Origin of the sequence: Streptomyces sp. NRRL F-4489 (genome assembly GCF_001509485.1) — a bacterium.
Taxonomy (GTDB): Bacteria; Actinomycetota; Actinomycetes; order Streptomycetales; family Streptomycetaceae; genus Streptomyces.
In genome coordinates, this window is the sequence record NZ_LLZI01000193.1 from 1 (window position 1) to 329 (window position 329).

1 protein-coding gene is annotated in these 329 nt (G+C 79.0%); it reads left to right on the forward strand.

Going from position 1 to position 329, the window contains the following annotated elements:
• Nucleotides 1-329 (forward strand): S8 family serine peptidase (locus ADL22_RS15205; RefSeq protein WP_159048668.1); only part of this gene is annotated, 329 nt, incomplete at both ends.

The following is a 329-nucleotide window of genomic DNA, read 5'->3' on the forward strand; positions in this document are numbered from 1 at the left end:
CCCCCCGCCCCCCCCCTGGCCCCCCCCCCCCCCTCCCCCCCCCGCCACTGGTACGCGACGGTCAGCGCCCCCGGCTACGACATCCTCATGGCCGACCACGGCACCGGCTATGTCTCCGGCTGGGGCACCAGCCCCGCCGCCGCGTTCGTCTCCGGCGCCATCGCGCTGCTCCGCTCCGCCCACCGCGACCTGAGCCCCGCCCAGATCCGCGACCTGCTGACGAGCACGGCCCAGCACCGCCCCGACGGCGGCCGGGACGACGACTACGGCGCCGGCCTCATCGACCCCGCCGCCGCCCTCAAGGCCGCCGCCGACCTCACCCCCACCCC